Origin of the sequence: Roseibium algae, from assembly GCF_037783265.1 — a bacterium.
Lineage (GTDB): Bacteria > Pseudomonadota > Alphaproteobacteria > Rhizobiales > Stappiaceae > Roseibium > Roseibium algae.
Genome location: NZ_JBAKIA010000018.1, coordinates 1 through 24505 on the forward strand (window position 1 = coordinate 1; position 24505 = coordinate 24505).

General features: G+C 53.8%; 23 protein-coding genes. 12 read left to right on the forward strand and 11 right to left on the reverse strand.

Annotation, left to right across the window (positions count from 1 at the left end):
- From V6575_RS19605 to V6575_RS19615, 3 genes are all read right to left on the reverse strand, one after another.
- On the reverse strand, nucleotides 1-411 hold a 411-nt coding region (locus V6575_RS19605), incomplete at its 3' end, for a cache domain-containing protein (protein ID WP_340276760.1).
- A 554-nt stretch (nucleotides 412-965) separates the two neighbouring features.
- Complete coding sequence (locus V6575_RS19610; protein ID WP_340276761.1) at nucleotides 966-2327, reverse strand: MFS transporter; 1362 nt, start codon at nucleotides 2325-2327, stop codon at nucleotides 966-968.
- Between the two features lie 68 nt (nucleotides 2328-2395).
- On the reverse strand, nucleotides 2396-7201 hold the full coding sequence (locus V6575_RS19615) for an NAD-glutamate dehydrogenase (RefSeq protein WP_340276762.1): 4806 nt from the start codon (nucleotides 7199-7201) through the stop codon (nucleotides 2396-2398).
- A gap of 96 nt (nucleotides 7202-7297) precedes the next feature.
- On the opposite strand from V6575_RS19615, the gene V6575_RS19620 reads away from it, so the two are divergent.
- The 4 genes from V6575_RS19620 (at nucleotide 7298) to V6575_RS19635 (ending at nucleotide 10609) form a co-directional block, all read left to right on the forward strand.
- Complete coding sequence (locus tag V6575_RS19620) at nucleotides 7298-7867, forward strand: peroxidase-related enzyme (protein ID WP_340276763.1); 570 nt, start codon at nucleotides 7298-7300, stop codon at nucleotides 7865-7867.
- Nucleotides 7868-7959: 92 nt separating this feature from the next.
- Entirely contained in the window at nucleotides 7960-8910 is a 951-nt protein-coding gene (gene argC, locus V6575_RS19625; RefSeq protein WP_340276765.1) for an N-acetyl-gamma-glutamyl-phosphate reductase, read from the forward strand.
- 47 nt (nucleotides 8911-8957) lie between these two features.
- Complete coding sequence (leuD, locus tag V6575_RS19630) at nucleotides 8958-9563, forward strand: 3-isopropylmalate dehydratase small subunit (RefSeq protein WP_340276766.1); 606 nt, start codon at nucleotides 8958-8960, stop codon at nucleotides 9561-9563.
- Between the two features lie 161 nt (nucleotides 9564-9724).
- The gene (locus tag V6575_RS19635; protein WP_340276768.1) at nucleotides 9725-10609 is read left to right on the forward strand and encodes a protein-methionine-sulfoxide reductase heme-binding subunit MsrQ; all 885 of its coding nucleotides are present in this window, start codon (nucleotides 9725-9727) and stop codon (nucleotides 10607-10609) included.
- A gap of 9 nt (nucleotides 10610-10618) precedes the next feature.
- Here the strand turns inward: V6575_RS19635 and V6575_RS19640 are convergent, their stop codons facing one another.
- On the reverse strand, nucleotides 10619-11137 hold the full coding sequence (locus V6575_RS19640) for a Crp/Fnr family transcriptional regulator (protein WP_340276769.1): 519 nt from the start codon (nucleotides 11135-11137) through the stop codon (nucleotides 10619-10621).
- A gap of 25 nt (nucleotides 11138-11162) precedes the next feature.
- Complete coding sequence (locus V6575_RS19645; protein ID WP_340276770.1) at nucleotides 11163-11846, reverse strand: response regulator transcription factor; 684 nt, start codon at nucleotides 11844-11846, stop codon at nucleotides 11163-11165.
- A 330-nt stretch (nucleotides 11847-12176) separates the two neighbouring features.
- Between V6575_RS19645 and V6575_RS19650 the strand changes: the two genes are divergently transcribed.
- The 5 genes from V6575_RS19650 (at nucleotide 12177) to ftsY (ending at nucleotide 17168) form a co-directional block, all read left to right on the forward strand.
- Nucleotides 12177-12590 (forward strand): L,D-transpeptidase family protein, encoded by a 414-nt coding sequence (locus V6575_RS19650; protein ID WP_340276771.1) that lies wholly within the window; start codon nucleotides 12177-12179, stop codon nucleotides 12588-12590.
- Nucleotides 12591-12617: 27 nt separating this feature from the next.
- Nucleotides 12618-13517: a KPN_02809 family neutral zinc metallopeptidase gene (gene ypfJ, locus V6575_RS19655; protein WP_340276773.1), complete on the forward strand. Its 900-nt coding sequence runs from the start codon at nucleotides 12618-12620 to the stop codon at nucleotides 13515-13517.
- Between the two features lie 120 nt (nucleotides 13518-13637).
- Entirely contained in the window at nucleotides 13638-14549 is a 912-nt protein-coding gene (gene dapF / locus V6575_RS19660; protein WP_340276774.1) for a diaminopimelate epimerase, read from the forward strand.
- Nucleotides 14546-15814 (forward strand): tRNA (N(6)-L-threonylcarbamoyladenosine(37)-C(2))-methylthiotransferase MtaB, encoded by a 1269-nt coding sequence (gene mtaB, locus V6575_RS19665; RefSeq protein ID WP_340276776.1) that lies wholly within the window; start codon nucleotides 14546-14548, stop codon nucleotides 15812-15814. Before dapF ends, mtaB begins: the two co-directional genes overlap by 4 nt.
- Before the next feature lie 40 nt (nucleotides 15815-15854).
- A complete protein-coding gene (gene ftsY / locus V6575_RS19670; protein ID WP_340276777.1) occupies nucleotides 15855-17168 on the forward strand; it encodes a signal recognition particle-docking protein FtsY in 1314 nt (437 codons plus the stop codon).
- A 13-nt stretch (nucleotides 17169-17181) separates the two neighbouring features.
- Here ftsY and V6575_RS19675 read toward each other — a convergent pair whose 3' ends face one another.
- The 4 genes from V6575_RS19675 to gloB all read right to left on the reverse strand — a co-directional run bounded on the left by V6575_RS19675 (nucleotide 17182) and on the right by gloB (nucleotide 19505).
- A complete protein-coding gene (locus V6575_RS19675; RefSeq protein WP_340276778.1) occupies nucleotides 17182-17802 on the reverse strand; it encodes a hypothetical protein in 621 nt (206 codons plus the stop codon).
- A gap of 65 nt (nucleotides 17803-17867) precedes the next feature.
- Entirely contained in the window at nucleotides 17868-18326 is a 459-nt protein-coding gene (locus V6575_RS19680; protein ID WP_340276779.1) for a cupin domain-containing protein, read from the reverse strand.
- Between the two features lie 117 nt (nucleotides 18327-18443).
- Nucleotides 18444-18659 carry a hypothetical protein gene (locus tag V6575_RS19685; RefSeq protein ID WP_340276780.1) on the reverse strand — a complete coding sequence of 72 codons (216 nt, stop codon included), beginning with the start codon at nucleotides 18657-18659 and terminating at the stop codon, nucleotides 18444-18446.
- Between the two features lie 63 nt (nucleotides 18660-18722).
- A complete protein-coding gene (gene gloB / locus V6575_RS19690) occupies nucleotides 18723-19505 on the reverse strand; it encodes a hydroxyacylglutathione hydrolase (RefSeq protein WP_340276782.1) in 783 nt (260 codons plus the stop codon).
- Nucleotides 19506-19627: 122 nt separating this feature from the next.
- On the opposite strand from gloB, the gene V6575_RS19695 reads away from it, so the two are divergent.
- Nucleotides 19628-20386 carry a class I SAM-dependent methyltransferase gene (locus tag V6575_RS19695; RefSeq protein ID WP_340276783.1) on the forward strand — a complete coding sequence of 253 codons (759 nt, stop codon included), beginning with the start codon at nucleotides 19628-19630 and terminating at the stop codon, nucleotides 20384-20386.
- 42 nt (nucleotides 20387-20428) lie between these two features.
- On the opposite strand, the gene metW is transcribed toward V6575_RS19695, so the two are convergent.
- Both metW and metX read right to left on the reverse strand, forming a co-directional pair.
- The gene (gene metW / locus V6575_RS19700; protein WP_340276785.1) at nucleotides 20429-21064 is read right to left on the reverse strand and encodes a methionine biosynthesis protein MetW; all 636 of its coding nucleotides are present in this window, start codon (nucleotides 21062-21064) and stop codon (nucleotides 20429-20431) included.
- Nucleotide 21065: 1 nt separating this feature from the next.
- Nucleotides 21066-22262, reverse strand: coding sequence for a homoserine O-acetyltransferase MetX (metX, locus tag V6575_RS19705; protein WP_340276786.1), 1197 nt, complete (start codon nucleotides 22260-22262; stop codon nucleotides 21066-21068).
- 224 nt (nucleotides 22263-22486) lie between these two features.
- Between metX and V6575_RS19710 the strand changes: the two genes are divergently transcribed.
- Together V6575_RS19710 and hisC are read left to right on the forward strand one after the other, a co-directional pair.
- A complete protein-coding gene (locus V6575_RS19710; protein ID WP_340276787.1) occupies nucleotides 22487-23353 on the forward strand; it encodes a chorismate mutase in 867 nt (288 codons plus the stop codon).
- Nucleotides 23354-23358: 5 nt separating this feature from the next.
- Nucleotides 23359-24486 (forward strand): histidinol-phosphate transaminase, encoded by a 1128-nt coding sequence (gene hisC / locus V6575_RS19715; RefSeq protein WP_340276788.1) that lies wholly within the window; start codon nucleotides 23359-23361, stop codon nucleotides 24484-24486.
- Nucleotides 24487-24505: the final 19 nt, after the last annotated feature.

Here is a 24505-nt window from a genome sequence, read left to right on the forward strand (position 1 = left end):
CAATACCCAACCCCACGGTTTAAATGCCTGAGCCCAAGAGATTTTTGGCAAAGGTTCTTTACCCCCTGGCCGTGAGACCACGTAGGGCACGGATCCGCCGCCTGCCTTGGCCGCTGCAATCATCTCTCGAACATGGTATTTCCCACTGGCGTCTTTCGCATCATAGGCATTTGTTCCGATCAGGTCAGCGCGTGAGCTGATGATGCGTGTCCCGTCCATGCCATAAGCAAATACATAGCCTTTGCCATTATAGCGCAGGTTGGTGATCGTATCACTTGCTTGCTGCTGGGCTTCCTCACGAGTCAGCTCTCCGGACAGCTCTTTTTTGTGATAATAATCGGCTGCGGAAATAGCCATTTGAACGATTGATTTTGTTTGGTTGCTTCGCTCATCAAAGAGCGCACCGTTCAAGGCTAAAAGGCTAAAAGGCTAAAAGGCTAAAAGGCTAAAAGGCTAAAAGGCTAAAAGGCTAAAAGGCTAACGGCTGCAACGATCATTGAGAGGATGGTCAAGGTGGTGACTGGGAGCCAGAATTTGAGGCTAAGGCCGATTCGATTGAGCATATTCGCGGACCTAAGTTATTTAAATGTGATTTAAAAATAACTTATAGAAACTTAACGATGCGTAAATTACATAGTAAAAATTATCGATGTAATAAATTTCTAAAATTATTACTTTAGCCGTAAAATAAAATTCTGACGTGTGATGTTGCGCTCGCTGAGTCAGATGGTGCTGTTAGAAAAAAGTCTTCGGGATTACTTAAGCTGAAAAATTTTGGACAGATGAGTTTCAACAGCCTCATAAGCCATTGCTGCTGAAACGGCATTTGCATCGAAGTGAGGTCGGGCACGACGCATTCGTCTGAATAGGTGAATGGCTTGCCAGTCTCCAGATTCATCAGAATGACGGTTTCGCCTTCCGCAATTTTACAAGCGCGGAAGGTCTGGGATTTTTAGACTCGTTTTCTAACTCTTGTTGTCTATCCGAGTGAGTAGAAACGCACCCAGAATGAAGAAAAGAAGGATGATAGACATGCCCGCAGACTGACTGCCTGAAGCAAGAGTAACGAGGCTGACCAAAAGCGGGGCTAGAAAACTTGTGACCTTGCCAGAGAGCGCAAGAAGTCCAAAGAACTCTGATATTTGCTTTTTGGGTGCGAGGTAAATGAGAAGGCTGCGGGATGAGGCTTGCATGGGGCCTGCCGCAGCACCGATCAATCCTCCCAAAGCCAGGAACATTTGTTCTGGAAGCGAGCTGAAGGGTGCACTTCCTGCTGGTGCGGGCGTCGTTTCGATGAAGAAGAAGATTGTCGTTCGATCGATTGAGATGATACCCAGGCAGCTTACGATCAGGATCAAAAGAGCGCCAAAAACGACTGCCTTGGGGCCAAAACGATCATCGAGACTGCCTCCGATGATGGCACCGAAGATACCTGTGATGGTGACAAGAATGCCGAAACTGCCGATCTGAATCGAACTCCATCCAAGTTGCCCGGCCGCATATATACCGGCAAATGCGGCCAGAGCGACAAATCCATCCTTGTAAATCATGTTGGCTAGCAAAAACACGAACATTGGTTTGCGCTTGCGTGCATTGCGCAAGGATTTCAACAGGTTGGAGGGTCCGGTCTTGATGGCTAGACCTAAGGCAGACTTCTTGGGTGCGTCGGGCGTAAACAAGAAGAGTGGCAGAACGAATATCAGATACCAAAGCGCTGAAAATGGCCCAGTGGCCCGGTCACCTTCCCGGGTGGCCGCATCAAGGCCGAACCAGGGGTCTATTCCGAGCAGGGTTAGCCCCGTTTCCGGCTTTGCAGTGAAAAAGCCAAGGACAATGACGAGGCTGATGAGGCCGCCAACGTAGCCTGCAGCCCAGCCAGCACCTGAAAGCCGGCCTACTTTATTTGGCGCAACAAGGTCCGGCATCATGGAATTGTTAAAGATTGTTGCAAACTCAATAGCCAAGGTTGCAACGGCGAACGAGACAACCGCTATTGCAATTGAAGAGGGGTTTTCTGGCGAAGTATACCAGAGCATGCAACAGGCGATTACAAAAGGGATCGAGAAAGCGAAGATCCAGGGCTTTCTGTGGCCGGTCGCATCTGCGATAGCCCCCAAAATTGGGGCTAGAAGTGCTATGGCGAGGCCGGAAGCAGCTGTTGCATAGCCCCATAGAGTTTGCCCTTCCGCAGGAGTATCTGCCAATGCTGAGGCAAAATAGGGTGCGAACACAAATGCGGTGATCAATACGAAGAATGGTTGTCCGGCCCAATCGAACAGGGCCCATGACGTAATGGCGAGTTTGCTCGCCGGAGCAGGTTGGTTCATGTCGTCTTTCTGTGATTGATGTCACACGGTCGGCAGGTTGATTGCCGACCGTGCGTGAACTTCAAACTCTACCGTTTGACTTCTGCCAGAAGACTTGCAGCGACAGAGAACTTCGAGACTGTAAGGTCGCCTTCGAGGATCTCATTGACCGTTTGCGAGGTCCGGGCAACGTCAGCTTCATGGGTCGATAGCCACGCTTGGAAGCTGCCTGATGAGATGGCCTGAACTGATAGACCGCGATGGGCCGCTGCAAGGATCGAGCGGGCTCGATCCAATGCCAGTCCGTCATAGTAGTCCGAAATTGACAGCTCACGTGCCATTCCATCCATCGCGCCGATGCGGAAATGCGCGGCAACTTCGAAGAATGCTTTGGCTGCATCGTCCAGCTTTGCACCGGTTTCTTCAGCAACAAGGACGATGTCCGGAACAGCAGCTTCGACAGGTAACCAGGCCATTCGACCGGCAAGGGCCGCTGGCACCCCGTTTTCGGTATATCGTTCTGCCACGCGTTCGAGTTCTGCTGCTTGGGCTTCGCTCAACAGGTCCTTCATTTGAGGGCGCAGGGTCTTGATACCCGTGCCGAAGCGTTCGACCACCTCGGATATGCCGTTTCCAAACGCGACATTGCGTTTGAACCAGACCACTTGCTCCAGAAGAAGATCCTGGACCGCAGAATAGAGCTCAAGTTGAATCTTGCCTGAGACATTGGTGTCCAGAGCGTCGATTTCGGTGTTCAGATTGGTCATGTCAAAACTGTTGCGGACTGCAACGAAGCTCTGTGCAATTTCGCTGGCAGAAGCACCGGTCTGATCAACGAGGCGTGTCAGGAATGTTGCCCCCCCCCGATTGATCATCGAGTTTGCCAGCATTGTGGCAATGATCTCTCGGCGCAAACGGTGACCCATGATCTCATCTACGTAGGTATCTCCCATTTGGTTCGGGAAGTAGCGGAACAACTCGCGGCTGAGATAGCTGTCATCTGGAACGCTGCTGTCCAGCAACTCATCGTAGAGTGTGAGTTTGGCGTAAGCGAGGAGGACTCCGAGTTCAGCGCGGGTCAATGTGGCATTGGCTTTGACCATGTCCGCCAGGGCTGCGTCATCTGGCAGGAACTCGACATCCCTATCTAGCAATTCGGCGCTTTCCAGTTGCCGCATCATACGGATCTGATAGCCGAGATCTTCACTGCCACGCCGTTCGGTAATGGAAATTGCCAGCGTCTGCAGATAGTTGTTTCTCAAGACCAGTTCAGCAACTTCGTCCGTCATGTCGGCCAGGACAACATTGCGCTGTGTAATGTCCAACTTGCCAGCTTTGATCGCGGCGCCGAAGGCGATCTTGATGTTGACCTCCATATCCGAGGAGTTCACGCCAGCGGAGTTGTCAATGGCATCTGAGTTGCCCCGACCACCCTTCTTGTTGAACTGGATACGTGCAAGTTGGGTGATGCCAAGGTTGGCACCTTCGCCGATAACCTTTGCGCCGACCTCTGGTGCCGTGATCCGGATTGAATCATTGGCACGGTCGCCTGCATCTGCATCGGTTTCTGTCGTTGCCCGAATGTAGGTTCCAATGCCGCCGAACCACAGCAAGTCGACATTCATCCGCAGGATAGCTGTCATGACCTCCTGTGGTGCTGCTTTGGATCGGGAAATTCCGAGTAGAGCCTGAATTTCCGGCGTCAAAGGAATGGACTTTGCTGCGCGGGAGAAAATACCGCCGCCCTTGGAAATCAGTTTCTCATCATAATCTTTCCAGGATGAACGACCCATATCGAACAGGCGCTTGCGCTCGGTCCAAGTCTTTGCTGCATCCGGATCCGGATCAATGAAAATATCCCGATGATCAAAGGCTGCCAGAAGTCTCGTGGTTTTGGACAGGAGCATGCCGTTGCCGAAGACATCCCCCGACATGTCGCCGACCCCTGCGGCTGTGAACGGTTCGCTTTGGATGTCACGATCCAATTCCCGGAAGTGGCGTTTGACCGCTTCCCAAGCGCCGCGTGCGGTGATGCCCATTTTCTTGTGGTCGTACCCGGCTGATCCACCTGAGGCAAAAGCATCGCCTAGCCAGAAATCACGTCCCTCGGAGATGCCATTGGCGGTATCGGAGAAAGTCGCTGTGCCTTTGTCGGCTGCGACAACCAGATAGGGGTCATCACTGTCATAGCGTTGCACTTCAAGAGGAGGCTTCACAGCATCATCGACAAGATTGTCGGTTACATCCAGCAGTGCATTGATAAAGATCTTGTAGCTCTCGGTTCCTTCCTTGAACCAGGCATCGCGATCACTCATGTCGGGCAGCAATTTCGGTACAAAGCCACCTTTGGCTCCAACTGGAACAATCACGGCGTTTTTGACCTGCTGGGCTTTCACGAGGCCGAGGACTTCAGTTCTGAAATCCTGAGGCCTGTCGGACCAGCGCAATCCGCCGCGTGCCACCATGCCGAACCGCAGATGCACACCTTCAACGCGTGGGCTGTAGACGGATATCTCGCGGAACGGACGAGGTTGTGGCAAGTCTTCTATTTTTCGGGAATCGATCTTGAATGCGAAAGTTTGTTTCGGAGCTCCGCTTGCGTCCAGCTGGAAGAAATTCGTCCGCAAAATCGATTCGATTGTGTTCTGGAAACGGCGGAGAATGCGGTCGTCATCCAAGCTTGTGACATTGTCGAGCGTTTCGCTCAATTTGCTTTCCAGATTGGCGATCTGGAGTGTTCGGTCATTTTCCTCCATTGAAGGGGCGAACCGGAGATGGAACAGGTCGACGAGCTTGGACGCGATCTCCGGATAGTGGTTCAGCGTCGTCCACATATAGTCTTCGGAGAATCGAATCCCGGTCTGCCTCAGGTACTTCGAAAGGGCCCGGAGAATGGCAATGTCACGCCAAGCGAGACCCGCGCTAAGGACGAGGGCGTTATAGCCATCGTTTTCTGCCTGGCCGGTCCAGATCGCCATGAACAGGCTTTCGAGCCGGTCCTGTACGTCTCGTTTGAGAGCAATGTCTCCGCCGCGTCGTGACTCCAATGTCATTTCATGGAGGTAGGACATGGGCGCGTCGGTTGGCGTGATGCGGTAGGTTCGCTCGTTGATGACGTGGAAACCCATGTTTTCCAGCAGTGGAACACGTGCGGACAACGGGATAGGGGCACCGCGGTTGAAGACCTTCAGCGATAGCTTGTCCTCCATGGTACCTGTGCCACGGAAGAAAGAGATTGCCGTTTCGCGGTTCTCAGACAGGGTCTCGACCTTGAGAACGTCCGACAGAGCGGTCTCTGCGTTATAAACTTCCTTGTAGCCGCCGTGAAATGCCAGAGCATAGCGGTCGGATAATTCGCGAGCCTTGACCGAAGGGAACTTGGCTTTCATTGCGTCACGCAGACTGTCTGGCCAGGTTCTGACCATGCTGGCAACGGCAGCTTCAAGGTCTTCTTGCGCCGGTGTGGGTGTTTCGCCCTTGTCGCGTCCGACGATGAAATGCACACGTGCGAGGGAACCTTCTGGATAGGTGACGTACCAAGCGGACAAGCGGCCATCATAGACAGACGCCAGATAGGTCCCAATGTTCAGGCGCACTTCAGTTGTATAGCGATCGCGCGGCACGAAGCAGAGAATTGAGACATATCGATCAAACCTGTCGGCGCGGGCCAGCACGCGAATACGCGGGCGCTCTTCCAGCTGCAAGATGGTGATGGCGAACTCGAACAGGGTATCGCGATCGATTTGGAACAATTCGTCGCGGGGAAATGCTTCCATCACATTTGTCAGTGCGCGCCCGGAATGGCCGTCCGGATCGTACCCGGCTTTTGCCAAAACGCTGGCCACCTTGCGGCGCAAGAAAGGAATTGTGCTGGTCGGTTCTGTGTAGGCAGTCGATGCAAACAGCCCGACGATTCGCAGTTCGCCGACCATTTTTCCGTCATCATCGAATAATTTGACGCCGATGTATTCCATGTGAACACGGCGGTGCACCTTGCTCTTCACATTTGCCTTGGCAATGATCAGAGGGTCCGGCTTCATCAGGAATTCGCGGATTTCCGGGGTGATTTGAACGAATTCAGACCCGCGGCGCAAGACGCGTACATCCGGATCGGTTAAAAGGCCGAGGCCCGTTCCCTCGGATGGGGACAGCGAGCCCTCTTCGACGCCGCCGTCGAACGTATATTCGCGCATCCCCAAGAAGATAAAGTTGTCTTTCGACATCCACTCGAGATAGTGGATCGTTTCCCAGAGTTCGTCGTTGCTGCCGCTGAGTTGGGCGGTTTTATAGGCGTTGATCGCGCGCACGATACGCTTGTTCATCGGCTGCCAGTCACGTACGGCTGAGCGTACATCCTTAAGGACTGCGTCGAGGCGATTTTCGAGTGCCTTGCGGGCGCCTTCAGAATCGATCCGGGTGATGTGAATATGGATCAGGCTTTCCTGATCGTCTTCACGCGGGGCCCCCTTTTTCTTGCCTTTTGCGGTGACCAGCTTGCCTTTGGCATCGCGCTCAACATTGAAAATCGGGTGCAGAACGAGATGAACTTCGTATCGGCTGTCCTGTATTTCGGCCATAACCGAATCCACAAGAAACGGCATATTGTCATTGACGATTTCAACGATCGTCAGTTCAGAAGCTCTGTCACCCTTTGCCTTGAAGACCGGGTTTGCAACACTGACGCGGTGGGTGTCGCGTGGATGGGTCTGGAAATCTGCAAAAGCGTGCTTTGCGAAGCCGCCCAATTCTTCCATCGAATAGGTTACGAGATCTTCCGCAGCACTTCGGAGATAAAACTCTCTTGTAAACTCGGCGAGGTCAGGATCTTTGCCTTTTAGATCGCTGTAAAGCGATTCAATGAGCTTTGTTTTTGCAATTTCTCTTTTATCAGTCATTCCGGACCCCTTACGCACCCGTATTCGACGGCATTTGATCATGCTAACCTTAGTTAGTGATGGAATGCTTACAATTTCGTAGAATTGAGGAAAGACATGACCGTAAACCGAATTACAGCCCTGAATCTGGGCGATAATGGTGATGTTAGCCCTGAGACGCAGAAATATTTTGACATTTGTCAGGACAAACTCGGGTTGGTTCCGAATGTTTTGAAAGCCTATGGGTTCGATGACAGGAAACTGCGCGGCTTTACCGAAATGTACAATGAGCTGATGCTTGTGGATTGCGGCTTGTCAAAGCTGGAGCGGGAGATGATTGCCGTTGTGGTTTCGTCGGTAAACCGTTGCTTTTATTGCTTGACTGCCCATGGAGCTGCTGTTCGAGAGTTGTCTGGAGATCCTGTTCTGGGCGAGCTGATGGTGATGAATTATCGTGTTGCGGATCTGACTGACCGCCAGCGTTCCATGCTGGATTTTGCTGTGAAGCTGACAGAGCTACCGGCTGAAGTCCTGGAGAGAGACCGTCAGGATCTGCGCGATGCGGGGTTCTCAGATCGCGATATTTTCGACATCTCATCGGTTGCTGCGTTCTTCAATATGACGAACCGGGTAGCTGCTGCGACTGATATGCAGCCCAATCATGAGTATCACTCAATGGCCCGTTGAGTTTGCGTCGCTTGTCAACGAGTGACTTTTTTGACATTTGAGTGTAAGAGGGCTCGTGTTTTTCATGAGCAACAGGAGAGGGAGCCGAGACCATGGTCGCGCGCGTATTCATTGATGGCGAAGCAGGAACGACGGGTTTGCAGATCCGCGAGCGCCTTGCATCGCGCCGCGACATAGAGCTCCTGTCGATTCCTGATCACTTGCGCAAGGATGTGGCTGCAAAGGCGGATATTCTGAATTCCGCGGATGCGACTATTCTTTGCTTGCCGGATGCGGCGGCAAAAGAGAGCGTTTCCCTGATCACAAACGACAGAACCCGGGTCATCGATGCGTCGACGGCTCACCGGGTGGCGGATGGCTGGGAATACGGCTTTGCAGAAATGGATAAGGGCCAGGCGGCCAAGATTGCCGCCTCGACCCGTGTCGCGAATCCAGGTTGCTGGCCGCAGGGTGTGATTGCGTTCATCCGCCCATTGATTGCAGCCGGGATCTTGCCTGCCGACTTCGCTCTGACTGTCAGTGGCATTTCCGGCTATTCCGGCGGTGGCAAGTCCATGATTGAGGCCTATGAGGCTGAAGGCGAGACAGCCAACGTGTTTTCGCCTTATGGGCTGACGTTCTCTCACAAGCATCTGCCTGAAATGAAGCGCTATGCCACGCTGGACCGCGATCCTCTGTTCGTGCCGGCTGTCGGCAACTACTATAAGGGCATGCTGACTTCAGTGCCTTTGCAGCTGTCGCAGCTTGATAGTATTCCGACGGGTGCAACTCTCCATGCGGCCATTGCAGATCATTTTGCTGGTGTCAGTGGCGGGTTTGTCGAAGTTGCGCCGTTGGCGGATCTCGGGCGTTCTGACGAGTTGGATCCTCAGGCGCTGAACGGAACAAACCGCATGCGATTGCATGTCTTTGCCAATGATGCGCGGGCACAGGCAGTCTTGATTGCGACTTACGACAACCTCGGCAAAGGCGCATCGGGCGCGGCAGTTCAGAATCTGAATCTTATGCTGGGTGCTGACGAGGCAACAAGTCTCGCAGCCTGAGTTCGATACAAATAAAAATAAAGACAGAGACCTTTGGAGTAACCACCTTGGACAAGTTCGACACGCTTACCGGTGTTGCCGCGCCGATGCCGATCATCAACATCGACACGGATATGATTATCCCGAAGCAGTACCTGAAGACGATCAAGCGCACAGGCCTTGGAACCGCGCTTTTCAGCGAAATGCGTTACAATGAAGATGGGTCCGACAATCCGGATTTCGTCTTGAACAAGCCTGCCTACAAGAACGCGAGTGTCCTGGTCGCGGGCGATAACTTCGGTTGTGGCTCTTCTCGTGAGCACGCACCTTGGGCGTTGGTTGATTTCGGCATCCGCTGTGTGATTTCTACATCCTTCGCTGATATTTTCTATAACAACTGCTTCAAGAACGGCATTTTGCCGGTGCAGGTGTCTGAAGAGACCCTCGAAAAGCTGATGGATGATGCGTCCCGAGGTGCGAACTCCACATTGACGATTGATCTGGTCAGCCAGACAATCAAGGGCCCGGATGGCGGCGAAATCAAATTCGAGATCGACCCATTCCGCAAACATTGCATGTTGAATGGCCTGGATGATATCGGCCTGACCATGGAGAAAGCGCCGAAGATCGACACCTACGAATCCAAGACTGCAGAGAGCCGTCCTTGGGGTTGAGCCTGACACGGCATGCTAATCTGAATCTGGAAAGGCCGGGCAGTTGCTCGGCCTTTTGGCTTCCTGCATCCAATCAGTGTTTTGATAATGGCTTCTACCTTAGATAATTATCACACAGTCTTGAAAAAGTGTTGCGTGAAATTTACGTATCGGCACTATACATGCGTCTCATGACCAATTTGTCTTCATATGCTGAGTTCGCTCCCTGGAATGACCGACGCGGCAAGCTGTCCGTGCTGCGTTTGATTGTTCTCCTCGTGTTGCTTCTACCTGCGACGATGGTACTGGCCGATCTGGCCTTTGGCCCTATCCGACCAGAGCCTTATGAACATGCGCTGCATGAAAGCGGTGAATGGGCGGTTCGGTTCTTGCTGCTTTCCCTGTTCGTCACACCGCTTCGGCGGATATTCTCCTGGAATAAGATTATTGGCGTTCGGCGGATGATCGGTGTTTCGGTGTGTGCCTATGCGTTTCTGCATCTGGGACTCTACGCGGCACAGGAAAACTGGGATCTTTTGAAAGTCGTTTCCGAAATTTACCAGCGAATATATCTGACGATTGGTTTTGTTGCGCTTTTGGGGCTTGCTGCGCTCTGTGCCACCTCTTTTGATAGAGCTGTGCGCAAGATGGGCAAAAGCTGGCACCGGCTTCACATGTTGGCCTACCCAATTGCAGCGCTGGGGATCTTACACTTCTTTTTGCAGTCCAAATCAGATGTGACACAGCCGACGCTCATGGCGGGCCTATTCTGCCTGTTGATGTTCTATCGTCTTGCTGTGCGGGTAAATCTGCCGGTGTCTAGTTGGTGGGTGCTGTTGGTCTGCGCCGGACTGAGTTCTGCCGCGACGGCCGGTATTGAATATGCTTGGTATGCGTTGGCGACTGGTATTCCAGCACATCTGGTGTTTTTGGCGAATTTTGATGTGGCCAACAGTTTGCGGCCTGCCGTATGGATTGGAATCATCGGAGCTGTGATCAGCCTCGCCGCGCTGGTCCGTTTGGGCTGGACACATCTGCGTTCTGAAAAGCGCTCCATTGCAGCTTAAAGCTAAGCTCTAACTTTCACTTGTTCCGCGCAGTTTCTGGCCACCCAGTTTGTGGGTGGCAGAGAGTTTCTCCAGTTGCGCCATACGTTCTCCGATGGGTGCAAGGGCCGTAGCCGTTGCCCGGTATCGGAGTGCGTGAGCCTCAAATAGACCTCTTGCAAGATCTGGGTATTCCTGGATCATACGCTTAAACAGGGCACGGCGAATTCGGATGACGCGCACACCGCCGACTGCAACTGCCCTGCAAGGGCGTGTTGTTTCGACCAGCATGGCTGTTTCGCCCAGGAGCGTTCCGGTCATTGCCAGATCGACTTCTTCAAATCCATCGGACCCACGTTTTTGCAGGCTGACATCACCGCTTGCAATCGCGAGACCGCCATCAGCACGATCACCCTCTTCGAACAGTGTCATACCGTTTCGATAGTCAAGGCTCTCCGCGCTGAAGGCGAGCAGGCGCAACTGGTCGTCGGTAAATTCCGACAACATGGGGATCTTTTGAAGAATCGCTATGTCCTGCGTAAGGCTCATACTTATGATTTACGCTTATTCGGCTTTACGGCACAAGCTTGTATCCACCGGCTTCTGTGACCAAAAGCTCTGCATTTGATGGATCTCGCTCAATTTTTTGCCTCAGACGATAAATATGGGTTTCCAACGTGTGAGTCGTTACACCGGAATTGTAGCCCCAGACCTCATGCAGCAGGACGTCTCGCGTGACCGGTTTTTCGCCAGCCCGGAACAGGAACTTCAAGATTGATGTTTCTTTTTCCGTCAGACGAACCTTGCTACCTGTGTCGTCCTGCATGATCTTGCCTGCGGGGCGGAACGAAAAGCGACCGACGGAAAATGTGGCGTCTTCACTTTGCTCATGCTGGCGCAGGTGCGCTCGAATGCGAGCAAGAAGGACCGCAAACTTGAAAGGTTTGGTGACATAGTCATTTGCGCCAGCTTCAAGACCAAGGATCGTATCGCTGTCACCGTCGTGGCCGGTCAGCATGATGATGGGAGCCTTGAAGCCATTTTTGCGCAGCAGTTTGACGGCCTCACGTCCATCAATGTCCGGCAGGCCGACATCCATCAGGAGCAGATCAATGTGATCATCCTTGGCAAGAGCGATTCCGGTGGCGGCCGAATTTGCCTGAACTGTTGCGAACTCATCGTAGAGCGCTAGCTGTTCGACAAGCGCCTCGCGCAGGTCATCATCATCATCGACAATCAGGATGGTGCGGGCGGTCATTCTTTGCTCCTCACTTGGCCAGATGGCCTTTGTCCCTGTCTCTGCTTGAGTTGGGGATGATTGCTAAATGGGTCTTCTCACGCGTTTGTGCGAGGGAAATCATGGTCAAACAAGCTGCGCTTCGTCAATTCTTCTTCACGCGGGCTTTATGAAAGGTTTATCAAGGCCTTTGGAGCTCTTGATTTTTTAGGTGAACATGTGACGGCAGGCGTTGAGAAAGCGGCGAGATATCTTGAAGTTCGGGCGATTCCGAGCTGCCGGACAAGGGGCACTTTAACGCTTGGAACGATCACGGTTCCGTGTGCGTTGGGGAGATCCGGGCTTACAAGAATGAAGCGCGAAGGCGATGGAGCAACGCCTGTTGGGCAGTTTGAGCTGCTGAATGTCATCTATCGTGTGGATCGTGGGCGGCGTCCCAGAACCGGATTGCCGGTGGAATCCATGGCTTTGTCTGATGGTTGGTGCGATGCGCCAGGTCATCGCCGCTACAACCGTCCGGTCGATCTTCCGTTTTCCGCAAGCCATGAAAAGATGTGGCGGGAGGACCGGCTCTACGACATTGTTGTGGTTCTGGACTGCAACATGCATCCTCCGGTTCCGGGGCGCGGAAGTGCGATCTTCTTTCATATTGCCCGAGAGGACTATCGTCCCACCGAGGGCTGTGTTGCTGTTGCTCCTGTGCATATGCGGTTGATTCTGGACTGGGTCCGACCGGGAACGATCATGCGAATTTCTCAGAGTTGATTGTCTGGGGCAAAAGGAAAAAGAACCATGCGTTGGAAAGGCCGTCGCGGTAGCAGCAACATTGATGACCGGCGTTCATCAGGCGAGGCAAGACGCCAGATGCGCATCCTGCATGGGCGAGGCGTCAAGACGGGTGGTAGCATTGGCCTGACCGGCCTTGTCGTCGTGCTTTTCGTGTCCTGGGTCGCTGGAATCAATCCGCTATCGCTTCTGGGTAGCTTGGATGGCAGCAGCTTTGAGGTTGGTCCCACCTATGACACCTCTGTTCCGTCTTCATCGGAGAGCGATGAAACAGCCGCGTTCGTGTCTGTCATTCTTGCGGACACCGAAGACACCTGGAACCATATTCTGGCGCAGCATTCGGTCAATTATCCTGAGCCGACGCTGGTGCTGTTCTCGGATTCTGTCTCGTCCGCCTGCGGCCACGCCAGTTCCGCGACCGGACCTTTCTATTGCGGTGCGGATCAGAAGATCTATATCGACTTGTCGTTCTATCGGCAGCTTGCCGGTCAGCTGAATGCACCCGGTGATTTTGCTCAAGCCTATGTTTTGGCTCATGAAGTCGGCCATCACCTGCAAAACCTTCTTGGGGTTTTGCCTGAGTATCAAAAGGTACGACGTACGTTGAGCAAGGCGGAAGGCAATGCCCTGTCGGTCCGCGTTGAACTTCAGGCCGATTGTTACGCAGGCATCTGGGCGCATTATGCAGCCAGGCAGCGCGGCTTCATCGAGGACGGAGATATCGAAGAAGCTCTGAATGCAGCCAGCCGGATTGGAGATGATACTCTGCAGAGAGAAGCTCAGGGCTATGTGGTGCCGGAAAGCTTCAACCATGGCACCTCTGCCCAAAGGGCGAGCTGGTTCCGACAGGGCTTTCAATCCGGCGACATGACGGCCTGCGACACCTTCAGCGCTGCGCAGCTTTAACGCTGTTTGCACCTGAAACCCAGACCACTGGTAATTGGGCAAGGTTTCCGCCATATAAGGGCAAATGCCATTTAGATTGGCGACAGGTTTTCAACCCTTTTGAATGAAGCGAAGACTGGTATGGCGCAGGCGCGCAGACCCTTTTTGAAGATGAACGGCCTTGGCAATGATTTTGTCGTTTGGGATGCGCGGGATCAACCGCTGCGCCTGACACCAGAGGTGATTGCCAAATTGGGGGATCGCGCGTCCGGGATCGGCTTCGATCAGATGATTACGGTGGAGCGTTCTCCGGCCGGTGTCGATGCGTTCATGCGGATCCACAATTGCGATGGCTCGCAAGTAGATGCCTGTGGCAACGCGACTCGCTGCATTGGCCGCTTGTTGATCGAAGAAACATCTAGGCATGTTGTCACGATTGAGACAAATGCGGGTCTGTTGCATGCTTCTGTCGGCACGGCTCGAGGCTCTATCACTGTTGACATGGGCAAGCCGCGCCTGAGATGGGACCAGATTCCGCTCGGCGAAGAGTTTGCAGATACGCGGGCGATTGAGCTGCAGATTGGGCCTATTGATGATCCGATCCTGCACACGCCTGCTACCGTCAATATGGGCAATCCCCACGGCATTTTCTGGGTGAAGGATATTGAGGCCTACGACCTGTCCAAGGTCGGGCCGTTGCTGGAACATCATCCGGTGTTTCCGGAGGGAGCAAATATCTCGTTGGCACATATCTTTGCTCCAGATGAAATTCGCGTCAAAGTCTGGGAACGCGGTGTGGGGCTGACCGAGGCTTGCGGTACGGCGGCCTGTGCCGTTGCAGTTGCGGCTGCGCGGGACAAGAAAGCTGGACGCAAATCAACGATCCATCTTCCGGGCGGTCCGTTACATATTGAATGGCGTGTGAGCGATGATCATGTGCTGATGACGGGCCCGACCGAGGTTGAGTTTGAGGGCGAAATCGACCTTGAGACGCTGGAGTGGGTACGCACTGCGCCGGGTGACGCTGACCTTGCTGCGGAGGCATTCGCATGACCATTGATGTCGTGACATTTGGCTGCCGGTTGAATTCCTACGAATCTGAAGTCATGAAGCGGGAAGCGGAGGCTGCTGGCCTCAAGGACGCTATCCTGATCAACACTTGTGCTGTGACCAATGAGGCGGTTCGTCAGGCCCGTCAGGCTGTTCGGAAAGCCCGCCGTGACAATCCGCAATCCCGGATCATTGTCACCGGCTGCGCTGCGCAAACGGAAAGTGCGACATTTTCTGAGATGAACGAAGTCGATCTGGTGCTCGGCAACACCGAAAAGCTGGAGCGCAAGTCCTATAGCCAGGTTGCGGCCTTTGGCATCGACGAGAGCGAGAAGGTCCGTGTCAACGACATCATGAGCGTCGAGGAGACGGCGGGGCATCTGATTGATGGGCTTGCAGGCCGTGCGCGTGCCTTTGTGCAGGTTCAAAATGGCTGTGACCATCGCTGCACCTTCTGCATCATTCCCTATGGTCGGGGCAATTCACGTTCGGTTCCCATGGGGGTTGTGATCGACCAGATCCGCCGACTGGTAGAAAACGGCTACAATGAAATTGTTCTGACCGGTGTCGATATTACTTCTTATGGCGCTGACCTGCCGGGCACGCCGAAGCTGGGAACGCTGGCTGCGAAAATTCTCAAAATGGTGCCGGACCTGAAGCGTTTGCGCTTGTCGTCGATCGATTCCATCGAAGCAGATGATGATCTCATGCGGGTCATTGCAGAGGATGAGCGGTTGATGCCGCATTTTCACCTGTCCTTACAGGCCGGGGATGACATGATCCTGAAGCGGATGAAGCGCCGCCATCTGCGTGCTGACACTATTCGGTTTTGTGAAGATGTGCGCCGGATGCGGCCTGATGTGGTGTTTGGCGCAGATATCATCGCCGGGTTTCCGACCGAGACCGAAGAGATGTTCCTCAACAGCTTGCGCATCGTTGATGATTGCGGCTTGACCCACTTGCATGTGTTTCCGTTTTCACCGCGCCCGGGAACGCCCGCAGCGCGTATGCCGCAGTTGCAGCGACCTTTGATAAAGGAACGGGGCGCGCGGCTTCGGGCCAAGGGGGAAGAGGCCTTGCAGGCGCATCTTTCTGCCGAAGTGGGTAAGATTCGTCCAGTTCTGGTGGAAAAAGAAGGCCTCGGCCGGACCGAGCAGTTCACCCAGACAGAGATTTCAGGCGGTGTTGCCGGTGAAATCCTGTCCGTGAAGATTACCGGTCACACAAGCCGCCATCTTCTTGGCGACGTGGCTTCCGAAGCGGCTTAAAGCCCGCAATTGATTCAGGCAGTACTTTCAAGGCGATTTCATGAGCGAGAAAAAGCGCGGGTTTCTTGGGCGGTTGTTTGGAGCCAAGGACGAAAAACCCGAGGCGGACCATCTGGAAGCGGCGGCGGTATCTGCTGTCGAGGCAGATGAGGCAATTCCTGATGAAGTGACCGCGCCCGACGTTGAGATGCCCCTTAAGCCGGCTCCAGACGCAGATGCGCTTGTGTCCGAAGCTCCTGAGACGCCTGTCCTCGAAGTTGTCGAGCCTGAAGCTCTGTCTGATGAACCCGTTGCCGAGACAGCAGAGGCTGTAAAGTCTGAGACTTCCGATGTGCCTGCTGTTGTGGAGCCTGAGTCTGTTCCCGCAGAGGCCGCCGTTGAGCCTTCTGCCGTGCCCGCTCCAACTCCGGGTTTGGTCGAGACAGCAGCTGAGCCGGAACTGTCCTGGTTCCAGAAGCTCAAGCAGGGCCTTTCGCGCTCATCTTCCGCGCTGACGGATGGAATTTCGTCGATCTTCACCAAGCGAAAGCTTGATGCGGCGATGCTGGAAGAGCTGGAAGACATCCTGATTCAGGCAGACCTTGGCGTCGATACGGCCATGGCGATTACTGAGCGTCTGTCTCAGGGTCGGTTCGACAAGGAAATCTCGCCAGAAGAAGTCCGTGCGGTCCTGTCGGAGGAAGTCGAGAAGGTTCTGGCCCCTGTGGCTATGCCGCTTGATCTGAACCGGGGCAAGTCTCCCCATGTTGTGCTGATGGTCGGCGTCAATGGGACCGGCAAGACCACCACCATCGGCAAGCTGTCCCAGAAGCTGGCGTCTGAAGGTAAAACCGTGATGCTGGCCGCTGGTGATACGTTCCGGGCCGCTGCCGTCGAGCAGTTGAAAATCTGGGGTCAGCGCACTGGTGCCAAGGTGATTTCTGGCGACACCGGAGCTGATGCGGCAGGGCTGGCCTATGATGCCATGAAGGCGGCCAAGGATAGCAATGTCGATGTTCTCCTGATCGATACCGCTGGCCGTTTGCAGAACAAGACCGAATTGATGGACGAACTTGAAAAGGTCATTCGGGTCATCAAAAAGCATGACCCGGACGCGCCCCATGATGTCATTCTGACGCTTGACGCAACGACCGGACAAAATGCGCTCAATCAGGTCGAGATTTTCGGCAGGGTTGCCGGTGTGACCGGTCTGGTCATGACCAAACTCGACGGCACCGCCCGTGGCGGCATCCTCGTCGCCATCGCCTCCAAAAACCAGCTGCCAGTGCATTTCATTGGCGTCGGCGAGGGCGTTGATGACCTGGAAGCCTTTTCCGCGAAGGATTTCGCCTCGGCAATTGCCGGATTGGCTTGAGGAACCACGATCTTTAAGAAAATGGGTTAAAGCTATCTAGGCTATCCAAGTTTTTGATTAGATCACCAAAAGATTTTTTCGCAGTTCCCAATGCTCCAGTAATATCTTCGGATATTTCTTTTTCTGCAGACTTTCTTGTGAGTTTTGTAAACCAATATAATCCTTGACGAACTCTGCCCCTATCTATGGCGGGAGCCTCAAGTTCGACAATAAGTGTTTTAAGAACGGCAAGTAATTGCGAATAATTTATTTTACCGAGTATTTCCTCAATGCTCTCGTTTTGATTTCTAGATCTAAGAGTTTCATATAGGCCTTCCAGTGATGTTAGTGCGTTTTTCAAAAGCAAATTTGTAATTTTATCACGTGAGCTAACCCATTCACTGTGATGTGGCCCATACTCTTGAAGCACATATTCTTTTATTTCTTCCGCGCTATCGTCATCTAAGCCACACTTTATGTCGTCAATCACTTCAGACTTAACGTCATCCCGCAATGAATCAATTAAGTGTTCGCGTATGTACTGGGGTAATGAATCGATATCATGAAAAGCCGTTTTTAAAATTTTCATTCTTTCAATGTCTGAGCTAGCTTTACTCAATTGAAATGTTAGTGTTTTAGAAAAATCATCGATCATTAAAACGCCCCAAATGATGTTAGAGACTATGCAGCCTGGTCGGGTAAATACAATCTAGCCTCTTCTCATTTGTTTGGCTCCCAACCTTCTGGTGCCATTTCAAAGCCTTCGAATTGAAATCCGGGGGCGACTGTGCAGCCGACGAGGGTCCAGGCGCCAAGGGAGCGGGCCTGTTGCCAGCCGTCTCGTGGCACGATGCCTTGCGGGCGCTGGCCGTTGATCAGGTCGGACCCCAGCGTGATGATGTCGAGTGCACGGCCATCCGGGCTGATGGACAGCTCCAGCGGACTGCCTGCATACCAGTGCCATGTCTCGACTGCATCGACCTTATGCCAACGAGAGGTGATGCCTTCGGGCAGCAGGAAGTAAATCGCGGTTGAGGCGGCACGGTCGGTTTCATCCACCACATCATCACGGAAGGTCTCGACGTAAAAGCCGCCTTCGGGATGGGGTTGCATGTTCAGGAGCTTGACGACCTCGTCTGCGCTCAAGGATGTCTGCAAGATCGGGGGTGTTTTGGGCATACTGCTGGTTCCTGGTGGGCACTTATCTGCAATTGGGGGCAATGCCAGCATTCGCGGGGCGGGGTCGGCCGGAAAAGCGTTTGTTAGAGTTCCGGGCCGACCCTTGCCAAGTCGCGATCAGCTGGCATTTGCTGTAGTAAACACCAGATCATCAATCGTTTCACGCAAAGCGCCGAGAACCTCCGCGTGAAGTGTTGTTGTGTCCAGTCTATGTCCACCGCCCTGCTGTATCGGAATTGCTTCCGCTTGCATCAGGATGCGGTGAACGACCGCTTGCGCCCTTTGTTCTGCCGTTCTGGCCTCCGGTGCACAGCTTTTAATATCCGTCATCATAAAATGCCCCTTTCTGATGCCGAGGCCTTTCATATGGTAACGGAGAGAGTGCGGTAAAAGGTCTCAGGCGTTGTCTTTGCGGGTTCTGATCTCTGCGAAGACTTCTCCAGCTGATTTCCCCACCATGCCGAGAGCTTCCTGGACGCCCGTGTCGGCTGCTCGCAGGAAAGGGTTGGCGGCCAGTTCCTGGGCCATGGTGGTCGGCAGGGTTGGTTTGCCAGCAGCGCGCAGGGTTTCGACTTCTGCAGCGCGCGCCTTCAGAGCTGCGTTGTTCGGATCGATGGTCAGAGCGAATTTGGCGTTCGACTCGGTATATTCGTGGCCGCAGTAAATTGCGGTGTCTTCCGGCAGAATGCGGGCGAGCTTTTCGAGGGATGCCCACATCATCTCCATGTCACCTTCGAAGATGCGGCCGCAGCCAAGGGAAAACAGCGTGTCGCCGGTGTGGGCTATTTTCAGCGCGGGAAAATACCACGAGATTTGATCCAGCGTGTGACCGGGTGTGGAAATGGCGGTGACTTCGAACGGGCCAACCAGGATCTTGTCGCCGTCTTCGACAAATTTATCCATGCCTGTGATTTTCTGACGCGAACGTTCTGGGCCGGTGACATGAGCTCCGGTTTTTTCTTTCAATTCTGAGAGCCCTTGAACATGGTCCCAATGATGATGGGTGATCAGAATATGGGTCAGTTTCCAGCCGTTTTCGGCGAGTATATCGAGATAAGCCGCTGCGTCGGGTACATCAATGGCGATCGTGGTACCGTTATCTGGATCGTGGATCAGAACGCCGAAATTATCGGACAGGCAGGGAAACTGGCGAATTTCAGCTGATGGTGCAACGGTCATGATGGTTCCTTCAGAGGTGATTTCCCCTAAGGTTGCAAAGTCATTGCCTCCGAACAAGGGGTTCCTTCTTGCGTAACGATGCGGATCAAGGTTCAATCGCGCCAGATTGATGCGGGCGGACCATGTATCTCGACGTAGCAGACCTGAGAACGTTTTATGATTTGCCCATGGGCCGGCTTTTGCGGGTGCTGATTGGTGGGCAAATTCGTGCGCTTTGGCCTAATCTCGAAAACCAGAGCCTGCTTGGGATCGGCTATGCTGGTCCCTTCATGCGGCCATACCTTGGCAGTGCTGAGCGGTGTGTTGCTGCGATGCCAGCGCAGCAGGGCGCTGTTGGGTGGCCGCGGGAGCTCGATAATTCTGCAACGCTTGTGGAGGATTCTAATCTTCCGTTTTCCGATGCATTTTTTGACCGGGTGATTGCGGTTCATGCGCTGGACCATGCCGCTGATGCGTCTTCGATATTGCACGAAGCATGGCGCGTGCTGGCTCCAGGCGGACGTTTGATCGTCATCGTGCCGAATCGAAGTGGTTTGTGGTCTCAGTCCGAGCTGTCACCCTTTGGCTATGGGCGGCCCTATTCCCGTAGCCAGCTGAAGGGTTTGCTGCGCAGTTGTCAATTTGATGTCGTGGCGCAGAAAGAAGCCTTGTTTTTGCCGCCAACCCGCGCACGTTTCGTATTGCGCTCAGCGCGCACCTGGGAAGGGATTGGACGCCGTCTCTGGCCTGCCTTCGGTGGACTGCTGATCGTTGAAGCGGAGAAGAAGGTCTACCGAGGCGTGCCAAAAGAAGGGTTGCGAAGCCCGTTCAGGGTTTTGCGACCTGTGTTTGTGCCCGAAGGGGCCACGGCAGGCATGAAGCCTATCCGGCGAAGCTCATAATTCGAGTTGGTCCGGATATTTTCTAGAAGATGTGCGGTGCTGCTAAGGGCGTCGCAGCTGGAAGACGGCTTGCTCTGCGATAATGTTCCAGACCCACCAAGGTGCGGTGAACGGGATTTCATTGCCTTTGCCGCTCAAAGCAACAGCTTTTTCTACAGTGGCATCCAGTTCCCGGCAAAGTTCGACGAAATCACGCAAAGAACAGAAATGGATGTTGGGCGTGTCGTACCACTCATAGGCCAGATATTTGGTGACGGGCATACGGCCCTTGAACAAGAGCTGCATGCGGTTGCGCCAATGGGCAAAGTTGGGGATCGAGATGATCACCTGTGACCCGATGCGAAGCAATTCATTCATGACGTTCTTCGGGTCGCGGGTGGCCTGCAAGGTCTGGCTCATGACAACAACGTCGAAGGACTTGTCCGGATAATCGGAAAGGTCGGTGTCCGCATCGCCCTGAATGACAGACAGGCCGCGGGCAACGCATTTGTTCACGCCATCCTGGAAAATCTCGATACCACGGCCATCAACGCCGCGTTCATGAGCCAGAAGCGCTAGCAATGTTCCGTCGCTGGAGCCAATGTCGAGAACGCGGGTGTTCTCGGGAACGAGGTTTGCGACAACGCGGTGATCTCCGCGCACTGCCAAGCCGTCGAAGGTTTGTGAAATTTCACTCATGTCAGGTGCCGCTCCCTGGTGCGGGAATACCGCGTGCATTGGCTGCACCGGTTATGAAGCCACGAATTGTTGAGAACATTTCCGGCACATCCAGTAGAAATGCGTCGTGTCCCCTGTCGCTGTCGATCTCAACAAAGGAGACATTGGCCGCCGAGGCGTTGAGAGCCTTGACCACAGCGCGGCTTTCGGAGGTTGGAAACAGCCAGTCCGAGGTGAATGACATAATACAGAAGCGGGTTTTGCTGTCCTTGAATGCCTTAGGTAGGGTGCCGAATTCTGCCGCCAGATCAAAATAATCCATGGCACGGGTAACATAGAGATAAGAGTTGGCATCAAAGCGATCGACGAAAGTCATGCCCTGGTGCCTGAGATAGCTCTCGATCTGGAAATCAGCGTCGAAACCGAACGTTAAGCCATCGCGATCTTGCAGATTCCTGCCGAATTTCTGTTGCAGGGATTCATCCGACATATAGGTGATATGGGCAGCCATGCGGGCAACGGACAGCCCTTTTGTGGGCCGTATGCCTTTGGCAATGTAATCGCCGCCGGACCAATTTGGATCCGCCATGATGGCTTGGCGACCGACTTCATGAAAGGCGATGTTCTGTGAGGAGTGGCGCGCGCCCGAAGCAATCGGGATGGCGGCAAACACACGCTCGGGATAACTGGCCGCCCACTGCAGCACTTGCATTCCACCCATAGATCCGCCGACGACTGCAAATAGAGTATCGATGCCGAAACGGTCCACAAGACGCGCCTGAGCCCGAACCATATCGCGAATCGTGACGACAGGCATTTTAAGGCCGTAAGGCTCCTTGGTTTCGGTATTTGTCGTTGCAGGGCCGGTGGTGCCAAGGCATCCGCCCAGAACATTTGTGCAAATGACGAAATAGCGATCCGTATCGACCGGACGCCCGGGACCAACCATGCGAGACCACCAGCCGGGCTTTCCAGTCAGCGGATTGGTTGACGCGACATATTGGTCACCGGTCAGTGCGTGACAGACGAGAACGGCATTTGTTTTGTCTTGGTTCAGCGTTCCATAGGTCTCATAGGCGATTTGCCATGGCGCCAGCGCTGGGCCTGCATCCAGTTCAAGCGGCTCATCAGCGCCAAACCGGACCAGTTTGCTGCTCGGCTGGTCGGCTTCCTGTATGAATTTGTTCGCAGTATCTGTTGCTGATGTTTGATCGGCCATATCGAATGCTACGGGTCGCTTTTGTGCGGTTTCTTCCATGGGCAGAGGCAAGGACGCCTTGTTCTGCCTGTCTCAAGTCGCTCTTTGGGGTGGGCATCCTGTGGGAGCCAATCACCTAGGAGGGCAAAGACTACAGTGTCAATGTTTTCTTTTGCGTTTAAAGCCGCTGATGCCTATGACTATGGCCGTTATTCCACTGCTCCCAAGAGGTTCCAGGGTCCGTTATGAGCTTATCGTCCGACCGCGAAACACCGCTGGATGGCTTGCGCCGCCGTATCGACGAGCTGGATGCAGAGCTCCACAAATGCTTGATAGAGCGCGCCCAGATCAGCGTCGGCATTGCTGCTGCGCGATTGGCTGGTGGTGCGACGGGCGTCAGTTTTCAACCGGATCATGAAGCAGAAGTGATACGTAATGTTGTTGAACGTCACGAAGGGTCATTGCCGTTAACGACGGTCGAGCATCTTTGGAGAGAGCTGATTTCGGCGTCTCTGACACTACAGGGTGAATTTACGCTGCATCTGGACGGCAGTGCAGATCTGCTCGGTATGCTGGATCTTGCAAGGTTCTATTTTGGCTTTTCGAGTGATCTTCTGCCCGGCGCTGATGCGGCTGATGTTGTTGGCTCGGTTGCTGCCTCTGAGTGCGATTTGGGGCTGATTGCCTTGGAAGATCGTGCTGAACTTCCCTGGTGGCGTGGCCTCAGCACCGATGGCGCTGAAGTGATTGCGCGACTGCCGTTTCTCGTTCTGGATGATCGGCCTGCGGATATGCCTGCGCTGGTTATCTCACGCGCCGTTGCAGAGAATGTTCAGCGTGACACGCTTGTTTATGATGCGCGTTGGAGCGGCGCACTGCCGGGCGATCTGATGAGCGAGGGCCTTGAAGTGGTCAGCTTCCATCGATCCGCAAGTGGTGTAGATGCCTTGTTGGCTGTATCTGCAGATATGAGCGAAGATGAGATTTTTGCGGCCTGCGCCGAAGCTGGTGCAGAGCCTGATGTGTTGAGAATGATTGGCGGGTATTCTGCCCCCATCGATGTTGAGGGCGATGCGGATGAGGATTTCGATACCGCTCTCGCCGAAGGATGATCTGAATGACTGACGCTTTGACTTCTGTTGAAACGGGCAAGGATGCAACACGTCCGCAGCCAAGAGCTGGTGTGCTGGATATTGCTGCTTATGTGCCTGGCAAATCTAAGGGCGCAAACGGTCTGACACTCCATAAGCTGTCGTCCAATGAGACGCCTCTTGGAGCCAGTGAAAAAGCCAAAGCTGCATTTGCAGGCACCGGGGCCCATCTTGAGCTTTATCCAGATGGAGCCTCGACAGCGCTTCGCGAGGCGATTGCAGAGGTTTGTGGCCTTCATGCAGATCGGATTATCTGTGGGGCAGGGTCCGACGAGATCTTGAGCCTTCTGGCCAATTCCTACCTGTCTCCCGGCGATGAAGCGATTTACACCGAACATGGATTTCTGGTGTATGATATTGCAATCCGCGCCGCTGGTGCGTTGCCCGTGATTGCGCCTGAAAAGGATTTTACGACGGATGTCGACGCAATTTTGTCTCGTGTGACTGCGCGAACCAAGATGGTTTTCATCGCAAATCCGAACAATCCGACGGGAACCTATCTCCCTTTCGAAGAAGTGCGCCGCCTGCATGCTGGTCTGCCATCGAATGTTCTGCTGGTGCTTGATGCAGCTTATGCGGAATATGTTCGCCGCAACGATTACGAGAGTGGAATGGAGCTGGCAGCTACCATGGAAAACGTTGTGATGACGCGCACGTTTTCCAAGATCTACGGTCTTGCTGGCCTCCGGCTCGGCTGGTGTTTTGGACCTGCACATATCATTGATACAATGAACCGCATTCGTGGCCCGTTCAATGTCAGTGGTCCGGCGATCGCTGCCGGTGTTGCTGCGATTCGGGACAAATCTTTTGTCGAGAAGGCCGTTGATCATAATGAGGTCTGGCGGCCTTGGGTGACGAGTGAACTGGAAAAACTCGGACTATCGGTGACGCCAAGCGTTGGAAACTTCGTTCTAATCCATTTTCCGGATGTTGATGGCAAGCGCGCTGTCGATGCGGATGCCTATCTTCTTGAAAGAGGCTGCGTTCTGCGCCTTGTTGGAAATTATGGTTTGCCAAATTCACTGCGCATGTCGGTTGGTTCGGAAGAGGCCAACAAGACCGTACTCGCCCATTTCGCCGCGTTTTTGGCATAACTCCGTGAAGTTCTGATTG

Coding starts and splice junctions, on each gene's coding strand:
- gloB (WP_340276782.1), bottom strand. CDS start 19,505: ATGACCGTTGCACCATCAGCTGAAATTCGCCAGTTTCCCTGCCTGTCC.
- V6575_RS19685 (WP_340276780.1), bottom strand. CDS start 18,659: ATGATGACGGATATTAAAAGCTGTGCACCGGAGGCCAGAACGGCAGAA.
- V6575_RS19695 (WP_340276783.1), top strand. CDS start 19,628: ATGTATCTCGACGTAGCAGACCTGAGAACGTTTTATGATTTGCCCATG.
- V6575_RS19680 (WP_340276779.1), bottom strand. CDS start 18,326: ATGCCCAAAACACCCCCGATCTTGCAGACATCCTTGAGCGCAGACGAG.
- V6575_RS19675 (WP_340276778.1), bottom strand. CDS start 17,802: ATGATCGATGATTTTTCTAAAACACTAACATTTCAATTGAGTAAAGCT.
- ftsY (WP_340276777.1), top strand. CDS start 15,855: ATGAGCGAGAAAAAGCGCGGGTTTCTTGGGCGGTTGTTTGGAGCCAAG.
- V6575_RS19615 (WP_340276762.1), bottom strand. CDS start 7,201: ATGACTGATAAAAGAGAAATTGCAAAAACAAAGCTCATTGAATCGCTT.
- metW (WP_340276785.1), bottom strand. CDS start 21,064: ATGAGTGAAATTTCACAAACCTTCGACGGCTTGGCAGTGCGCGGAGAT.
- V6575_RS19710 (WP_340276787.1), top strand. CDS start 22,487: ATGAGCTTATCGTCCGACCGCGAAACACCGCTGGATGGCTTGCGCCGC.
- V6575_RS19640 (WP_340276769.1), bottom strand. CDS start 11,137: ATGAGCCTTACGCAGGACATAGCGATTCTTCAAAAGATCCCCATGTTG.
- hisC (WP_340276788.1), top strand. CDS start 23,359: ATGACTGACGCTTTGACTTCTGTTGAAACGGGCAAGGATGCAACACGT.
- argC (WP_340276765.1), top strand. CDS start 7,960: ATGGTCGCGCGCGTATTCATTGATGGCGAAGCAGGAACGACGGGTTTG.
- mtaB (WP_340276776.1), top strand. CDS start 14,546: ATGACCATTGATGTCGTGACATTTGGCTGCCGGTTGAATTCCTACGAA.
- V6575_RS19620 (WP_340276763.1), top strand. CDS start 7,298: ATGACCGTAAACCGAATTACAGCCCTGAATCTGGGCGATAATGGTGAT.
- ypfJ (WP_340276773.1), top strand. CDS start 12,618: ATGCGTTGGAAAGGCCGTCGCGGTAGCAGCAACATTGATGACCGGCGT.
- dapF (WP_340276774.1), top strand. CDS start 13,638: ATGGCGCAGGCGCGCAGACCCTTTTTGAAGATGAACGGCCTTGGCAAT.
- V6575_RS19635 (WP_340276768.1), top strand. CDS start 9,725: ATGCGTCTCATGACCAATTTGTCTTCATATGCTGAGTTCGCTCCCTGG.
- V6575_RS19645 (WP_340276770.1), bottom strand. CDS start 11,846: ATGACCGCCCGCACCATCCTGATTGTCGATGATGATGATGACCTGCGC.
- V6575_RS19650 (WP_340276771.1), top strand. CDS start 12,177: ATGAAGCGCGAAGGCGATGGAGCAACGCCTGTTGGGCAGTTTGAGCTG.
- metX (WP_340276786.1), bottom strand. CDS start 22,262: ATGGCCGATCAAACATCAGCAACAGATACTGCGAACAAATTCATACAG.
- V6575_RS19610 (WP_340276761.1), bottom strand. CDS start 2,327: ATGAACCAACCTGCTCCGGCGAGCAAACTCGCCATTACGTCATGGGCC.